This is a genomic window from Acinetobacter sp. 1124_18A, assembly GCF_052824995.1.
The window spans coordinates 26,970-35,669 of sequence record NZ_VTDF01000016.1 but is presented as its reverse complement, the minus strand read 5'-3'; the positions used below and the strand labels follow the sequence as shown (position 1 = coordinate 35,669).

5 protein-coding genes and 1 pseudogene are annotated in these 8,700 nt (G+C 35.7%); all 6 read right to left on the bottom strand.

All coding sequences use genetic code 11. The features are described 5' to 3' along the window. A pseudogene (locus tag FY048_RS18680) lies at nt 1-3,225 on the bottom strand (hypothetical protein); the annotation flags it as partial. Between the two features lie 34 nt (nt 3,226-3,259). Next, nucleotides 3,260-3,961, bottom strand: a complete 702-nt coding sequence (locus tag FY048_RS18675) for an imm11 family protein (protein ID WP_446092127.1) — start codon at nt 3,959-3,961, stop codon at nt 3,260-3,262. A gap of 432 nt (nt 3,962-4,393) precedes the next feature. Then, nucleotides 4,394-4,951, bottom strand: coding sequence for a TetR/AcrR family transcriptional regulator (locus FY048_RS18670; protein WP_446092126.1), 558 nt, complete (start codon nt 4,949-4,951; stop codon nt 4,394-4,396). A 686-nt stretch (nt 4,952-5,637) separates the two neighbouring features. Beyond that, entirely contained in the window at nt 5,638-6,129 is a 492-nt protein-coding gene (locus tag FY048_RS18665; RefSeq protein WP_004794389.1) for a flavin reductase, read from the bottom strand. Nucleotides 6,130-6,316: 187 nt separating this feature from the next. Then, nucleotides 6,317-7,360, bottom strand: coding sequence for a methionine synthase (locus tag FY048_RS18660; RefSeq protein ID WP_009390634.1), 1,044 nt, complete (start codon nt 7,358-7,360; stop codon nt 6,317-6,319). Between the two features lie 21 nt (nt 7,361-7,381). Then, nucleotides 7,382-8,368 (bottom strand): DUF1852 domain-containing protein, encoded by a 987-nt coding sequence (locus FY048_RS18655; RefSeq protein ID WP_446092125.1) that lies wholly within the window; start codon nt 8,366-8,368, stop codon nt 7,382-7,384. Nucleotides 8,369-8,700 lie beyond the last annotated feature (332 nt).

The window sequence follows — 8,700 nt, the reverse complement described above, 5'->3', positions numbered from 1 at the left end:
CCCATCTCCTCGACCAAACAGGTAAACGTTATTTCCGGCTCCGCCATAGAGGATATCATTACCCGCTCCACCTTCAAGGAGGTCTGAACCTGTACCGCCATCAAGCGTATCGTTCCCAGCTCCACCTTTTAATTTATCATTGCCTTTAGTACCTTTTAATACATCTGCTGCATCTGTACCTTGAAAAATATTGATAGAAACAGAATATTCTTTAAATAAACTTTCTAAACTTCTTAGTTCATCTGCATTCAATTTTTCATAATAATTAAAAAACAGAATCTCAAGACTTGCATAGTTTTTCTTAGGAACATCTCCATAAGTATTATTGATATGATCTGTAAATTGAACTAATTCAAAGAAAGTATTCTTAATATCTATAGATAATTTACTTTCGAATAACTGTTCAACATTCTTAAAATTAAGAATAAAACCAATATCACCGTTATCTTTCAAAAACCATTCTTTCTGGATTTCATCAGCATAGTTCTTATAAATGGCTGTTTGTCCGTATAAACCTTTATAAATAGAGAAAGTGATATTCGAATAAATATTATTAATCGATTCAGTTATCTTAAGAATATCTTTTTCAGCGATATAAAACAGTTTTTCAGTTTTTGTTCCTAAGAAACTATCAATAACACCAACTTTAGATTTAGCTGCGCTGAATGCAGCTTGAACAGCGGGATCAACTTGATCAAAACTAATCGTTGCCCCTCTATTACCACCAGCAACTGCGACCCCCTGACCACTTGAACTTACCATTGAAGCCCACAGACTTTCTGTATACTCATGGTATGACGGATCTGTTTTCGCCCATGCTTTTAATAGTTCAGGTAATAGACTTTTTTGCTCTTCTGAAGTTTTTGCTGATTCGTACTGTCTTACCAATTGCTCCAAATCAGAAGATAAAGACATGGCCTCATGCAAATCGCGTACTCGTCCATATCCTTTTAATTCTGGTAAATCTTTAATTTCTTTACTTACCTCAATTCTATTAGTGAACTCACTATAAATTGAATCAAAACTGAAATTAACATCTCCCATTTTAAGGGTAGAACCATCGGTTTTTTCATACGAGCTGACTTGTACTAAAATGTTATTTCCGGCTAAGGTGGTATTAGTATTGTTATAGGCTACATTTAAAGATTTGATACCTAAATCTGCTAAACCGAACAATTCATTTTCTTGACTTTTACCGTCTTGGTTTAAATCCCTCCAAACTTTTAACTTGGCAAAATCTTCATCATTTGCATCAATTTTTCCATTTTTATCGGTATCTAAATCAGCTAAAGCATCAAAACCGTGTTCAGCTTTTTCACCATTTTTTAAATAAGTATTATCACCAAAAACTTCTGTACCATCATTAATAATACCATCTGCATTACGGTCAAATACTAATAAGCCATCATGAGGGCTTACCCAACCTGTTGCAGTCTTAAGACCATCCGCATCATTATCAAACAGCGCACCATTTAGCTTATTATGAGCAATCGTTTCAATACCATCGCCATCTAAATCTAAAATCAGGGGATCATAGTAATAGTGATGACCTTCACGATTTAGACCCAACCAGTCTTTAATAAAGTCAGGTGTAACATCATCCATCCATTTTGAAATATTATTCGGGTCAAATACTTTGTCTAAACCAAATGGAACAGGTATACCATTTTCAACAATGTGATCATAAATTTTATGTAAAAGCTCACCAACTGCTTTACCACCTTCATAAGCACCGTAGACGAGTAATCCACCTAAAACAACTTCACCTAAAACAGGCACGCCAAGTAGACCAGCTACGACAGGAATTAACCCGGCACCTGCTGCAAATAAAACTGTACCAACAAGTGCTTGTGGGCCATATTCTATTGCCTGTTCTTGAAATGGCTGCCAATCTCCCGTTTCAAGTCCAACCACCAATCCTTCAAATGTATTGTTTAGAAAATCGGCCGCCATAACACCAGCACCCACTTTCCCACCAATTAAACTTTCACTGAGATATTTGCCTAAATTATTTGACATTTCAAGATTAAGGTTAATTTGACCATCAACAACATTAAGCATATTATTTTTAATAATTTGCTGTGTATCTTGTCTAATTGTTTCAATTGTTCCATTTACAACTTGCATTGATTTATTAAGAGCATCCCCAAAGACTTGAATGTCTATAGCTCCGCCTTGACCAAATTTTCCAGCATTAACATTAAGGGATTCTTTGGTACCTTGAATTTTAACAATCTCTGCATCAATTATTAATTTTTCACCTTGTAACCTAGAAATTTCACTTTGAATATTTGATTTTTCACTATCTGAAAAAGCAGAGTTTTTCAAAGATTCTGTTAATTGATTGGTTTTTTGTTGATTCTGCCCTAGATCAGCAGATGAGTTAACCAATTTTTCATATACACCTGAAGGTGGTTTCTCGGTTATGCCATTTGCATAAGCTTTAGCATGGATAAGATTTTCTACGATTTGCTTTTTACTTGAATCAGACAATGTTTCCCCATTAATTAACTTTTCTAGATTACTTTTCATTAAGTTAGTTAAAGGAATGGAGTCGTACGACTGTGCTTTTATAATTTCAATAGCTTCAGCAATCGCAGTTTTGGTAAATAATTGATTTCCAGCACTCGTTTTACCCTCAGTATTTACATTTACTGATTCGTTAGCAACATTTGAATATTTTATGTCATGTTCGGCATGAATTTCCAATCTAGTTTCAGCTTGCTTATAGCGCTCACTATCAGGATTAGATAATTGCTCAAGCGTTATAGTATGTTGATTTAGATAATCATTAATACTTTGTTTAGCGTTATCACCATGTAATATAATTTCGCCTGTGGTTAATCCCTCTTTAAGCGTTGCTTGTAGATCAAAAATTGCCAGTTTTTTTTGTTCGGGTGTTAAATTAGAATCAATAATAATTTCTTTAACCCATTGTTTAACAGCCTTATTATACTCAGGATGACTAGTGTAATGCTGTGTCGCACCAATCGGATTATCTGAGATGGGATGTCCACTGTCCTGTAACGCTTTTGCCATTTCAGCGCGATCAGCATCTGAATATAGAGCAATTCGATTATTAAATGACTGTAAAGCTGTATTTTTAAACTTATCGTCCGTAACACGTGAGGTATCACTACCTAATATTTTGTTTATTTCATCTTTAAATTCAGAGTTAAATAGTTCAACAGGTAATATATGATGTACTTGGAAAGAATTTGCCATTTTATTTATTCCTAATATTATTTATTTTTTGTTATTATTTCAGGTCACATAAAAATAATTGCCAAGCATCACTAAGCTGTGCGTCATCTAAAGCTTTCTTAAGCTCATCAGACATAAAAATTGAATTATCAAGTTCAGGATCTCGCCATAAATCAACATCACATTCAACAGCCTCCTTTTTTATGGCAATAGCATGATCCACATAATCGGCATGGTATAACTCAAAAAGTTGATAACCTTTATGCCGAGTATTCCTATATTTTGTTAATTCTTCTGTACTAAATTCTGGACATAAATAACTTCTTAATTCAGCAATATTAAGAAAATAATATGTTTGATCATTTACTGGTTCATTTAATTTAATATCAAAAAAAGATAATGGATAAAGAGCACTCTGCCCCAAACGAAATTTTTTAAGTACGTTAGCACATGCCTCTGTCAGAATTACAAACCCTTCCTGAGTACGAAAAAAACTTGGTAATTGGACTGTTTTACCAAAGCCATGGGTATATAGAATAGTAGGAGCATTTTCAGATAATATTTTTTCAGCTAAATGATATCGTTTAGTAATTTCTATTCGAGCATCAAGCAGTTGTAATCTATGTTTTTTTTCTTCTGCTGTATCTTCTTTAAGTTTATAAAATTCAAGATAGTCAAACTTATCAGGAAAAGTTAAACCAAATACCCGATAGTTTTCATCAAACATTATAGTTGTAGTCCATACATTGTTAGACATAATTTTCCCCTGTGTGTTCACAAAATTAAGTTGAAGATATTAACAATTAAAATGATTTTTTATTAGATGAAAAAACCAATAGGCGACAAAATTTGTCGCTAAGATAGCTTTATTCAAATTAAACTTCACTATAAATTAAATTCATAGAGAAATTCTCAATAAAAAACAAAGCAATTAAACTAAATTTTCATAAAATATAAAACTATTTAATTTTAAATTTATTATTAAAATTTACATTTAAATAGATCCGTCATCATTTCACTTATATTTAGATAAAAAACTATTTATAAGAAAAAATATATAAAGGATATTTTTTGTCATATAAAAATTTGATTTCCTCTAATTTGAATCAATCCAAACCGGATAATAGTTAAGATATTCTTAATTAATTTTATATATTGATATATTCTTCAAAAAAGTAGTAACTATTATCTAAATTTTTATCACACTCCCCCAAAACCTCTCCAACACCACATCCCTTTCATCCACACTATTTGAACTTAAAACTTGTAGCATCAAGCCATCAATTAGGTTTAAAACCATGTTGGCATCGGGATTAAATGCAGTGCTTTCCAGACTAAAAACCAGATCAAAAAGCTCTCGTAGTAGCCATTTCCGATATTCAACCGCCATGCGATAAGCCGTTGGATGAAGCAGTTTTATTTCAAAAATAGCCTTAAACAACAGGTGGTAAAGGCTATTTACATCGACATGTAAACGCACAATTTCTTTGAGTTTATCGACTGCGTTTGAGTAGCGGTGTGAGTAGACAATTGCCAGCACTTCTTCTTTCAGTCGGCTTTTTTGAAAGATGATGCACATTTCGATCAAGCGTTCTTTGGAGTAAAAATACTTATAAAGTGTGCCTTTAGTGATTTTGGTTTCTTTAGCAATCAGGTCTACGCCTACATTATGGAACCCATAAGTCGTAATGAGTTGGATGGTGGTTTGAACAACCTGTAATTTTTTGGAAGATATTTTTGTTGACATAGTTTTACCGTTTTAAATTTTTGTTGTTTCTAAATGAGATAAAAGCCTGTGCCCTTTCTGGGAGAAAAAAAGGCACAGCAAAGCCGCAAGACGGTGCTTAGTGCATCTCAAGTTTTATTGTTGATATAAGTTTTTAGCCGTAATGACTTAAAGCTTGAAAAGCGGTTAAGCCTTCAAACTGTTTAAAGATGAATTAAGTGGTGTCGTTATAGCTTTTGGCAATGAGTGCCAAGAATTGATGGATGTGCATAGCCAACTCCTAGATTTTGGGAGTTCTGCCAAAGCATTCATTTGGAATTATGGTGGCAGAACGAAAGAGGGTTGACAGACTGGTTTTCGAGAACCCAGCACGCACGAAGGCGTCCCCCTTCCGTCCTACCGCTACAAAAAGGGAGACGAGTGGGTATACATCAAAAAAAACAAGTCTTTTCAATGTACTCGAAAAAACAGCCTGTCAAAGCCGGCTGGCAATGTGGCCAGCAGGCAAAGCATAATCCGAGAGTTTAGAGGTGTCAATGTAGCTTTTATGACAAGTATTTAAATTTATTATTATTTTTCATTAGATTAACTTAAATATTATTTTAGATATTATATTTAATTGTATTTTTAAATTAAGTGAAGCGATCCATGCTTATTCATTTCTATCTTTTAACTTTTAATGTGCGACTACACAGCGGAAAGTCTATTTAGACAATCTCGGTCTGCCCCACTTGATGATAAGCACGATTAAAATAAACCAAGCTTTGGTCATGCTGGCTTTGTTTAATCGCAACAATCGGACAAATAAGAATGGTGTGTGTGCCGACTTGTTGAATTTGTTCAATCTCACAATCGAAACTGACCAGCGCATCGTCTAACACAGGTGAACCTGTTTCTAACTCAATCCATTCGCCATGTTTAAAGCGTTCTTCTGGCGTGAGCTTAGACGAAAATGCTTTTGAAATATGTTCGTGGTGTGCGCCTAAAACATTCACAGTTAAGATTTTGTTATCTAGGAAATGTGCATGTGAACTCGCAGATTGGTTCATACACACTAATAATGTCGGAGGTGTGTCAGTCACACTACAAACAGCAGAGGCAGTAAATCCAAAACGGCCAGACATGCCTGCCGTGGTCACAACGCTAACCGCACTTGTGAGTAAAGACATTGCATTTCTAAAGTCTGTTGCTTGAACCATGACATTATTCCTAAATTGAATCGTACCTTGTCCTGAGTGTTTGCTATACCGCCCAACTCCATCAGGAAGGTACTTTATCGACATGAGTCCTGATTAGAACTACATGTAGTAAGTAAAATGAGGGTTACTTGTTTGATTATCAACTGCCATCAAAAAAGTAACCCTTTATACCACTTATTGGTAAATATTAAGCAGTAAGATCATAACCAGTAAGTTCTCTGCGAACGATTTCTGCACCTGCCGTTAAAGCATTTAACTTGCCACGTGCCACTTCACGTGAAAGAGGCGCCATACCACAGTTTGTGCAAGGGTAAAGCTTGTCAGCATCTACAAACTGAAGCGCTTTACGAAGAGTGTTCGCTACTTCTTCTGGTGTTTCAATTTGGTTAGATGCTACATCAATTGCACCGACCATCACTTTTTTACCACGAATGAGTTCGAGTAAATCGATAGGCACATGTGAGTTGTGACATTCTAACGAGATAATATCGATGTTAGATTTTTGCAGTTTCGGGAAAGCTTCTTCGTATTGGCGCCATTCCGAACCTAATGTCTTTTTCCAGTCGGTATTGGCTTTAATGCCGTAACCATAGCAAATGTGGACCGCAGTTTCACACTTAAGACCTTCAATTGCACGCTCTAAAGTCGCAACGCCCCAATCATTTACTTCGTCAAAGAATACGTTAAATGCAGGTTCGTCAAACTGAATGATGTCTACACCAGCAGCTTCTAACTCACGCGCTTCTTGGTTCAAAATTTTTGCAAATTCCCAAGCAAGTTTTTCACGACTCTTGTAGTGACCATCGTAAAGCGTATCAATCATGGTCATTGGGCCAGGTAATGCCCACTTAATTGGTTGATCAGTTTGCTGACGTAAAAACTTAGCATCTTCAACAAACACAGGCTTTTGACGAGACACCGCACCTACTACAGACGGTACGCTTGCATCGTAACGATCACGAATTCGAACTGTTTCGCGCTTCTCAAAATCGACGCCATTTAAGTGTTCGATAAACGTGGTCACAAAGTGTTGGCGGGTTTGTTCACCATCGCTCACAATGTCGATGCCAGCAAGGCGCTGTTCGTGCAACGCTAAACGTAGTGCATCTTTTTTACCTTCAAGTAGGCCTTCATTTTCAAGTTTCCAAGGCGACCAAAGCTTTTCAGGTTCTGCAAGCCAAGACGGTTTAGGTAAGCTGCCAGCCGTTGAAGTCGGTAATAATTTTTTCATGATCAATGACCTATATGTTAATTAATTAAGAGCGTAATTAGCAGACCACTGCTCAAGAATCGCTTGGTATGGTTTGATAAATTGCTCTTCAACAAACTTCCCTTGCTCAATAGCGAGGCGGCTACGTTCTTCACGGTCATACACAATTCGAGTAAGTGAGTAATCTTCGTTCTTCAAGCTTGGCTGATAAGATTTTCCAGCAACTGAATTTGCGTTGTAAATTTCAGGGCGGTAAATCTTTTGGAACGATTCCATGGTGCTGATGGTGCTGATCAACTCAAGGTTGGTGTAATCACTCAGCAAATCACCAGTGAAATAGAACGCCAAAGGTGCAGCACTGTTTTTAGGCATGAAATAGCGAACTTTTAAGCCCATTTTTTGGAAATATTCATCAGTGAGTGAATAGTCTTCTTGCTTGTATTCGACACCCAAAACTGGATGTTCATTTTCAGTGCGGTGATACACTTTAGTGGTTGAAACGCTTAAGCAAATCACTGGCGCTTTTTTAAAGTTTGCTCTGTAAGTGTCAGAGTTAATAAAGCTCTTAAATAAGTTACCGTGCAATTCACCAAAGTTTTCTGGTGTGCTAAAAGTCGACTTGTTTTTGTTGTGATCTAACAACAGCACACTAAAATCATAGTCACGTACATAAGACGAGAAGTTGTTGCCCACAATGCCTTCAATGCGTTCATTGGTCTTTTTATCAACAATATTGGTTTTCAATATTTCGATTAAAGGAAGCGCGCTTGTACGGTTTGCAGCATCAACATTCATTTCAACTGAAATGATTTCAAGTTCAACGCCATAACGGTCGCCTTTAGGGTTGTCCCAATGAGCTAAAGCATTAAAACGATTATCAATCATCTGTAATGTGTTGCGCAGATTCTCTTGACGGCTCATCCCTCTCGCTAAGTTAGCAAAGTTGGTTGTAATACGCGTATTGTCTGCTGGACGATAGTTTTCATCGAAACAAATACTCTTAATCGTAAATGTAAATTCTTTACTCATTTTGATCAGTACCCTAATTTCTGAGATAAACCTAAAAATATTTCGAGCTCTTTTTAAACTTTCCAGCCTTGTCAGATTTGTGCCTTTTGGTCTTATCAAAACTGAATTACTGGAACGCTTCAGAGCGTGAATAGATTTATACCGCAATCAGAACATGAATAAAAATGATTTAGTCTCATTCAAAACTGAGTAAAATTCATGTTTAGGGTTTAATAAAGAAGTATGAAGTTAAATATTTTTCATCTTAGGGAATTTTAGACAGCAGAAATTCAATATATGGCGCTCACACAGCACCTTAATTATTTTAAATATTTAGTATTACTTTCAATTAA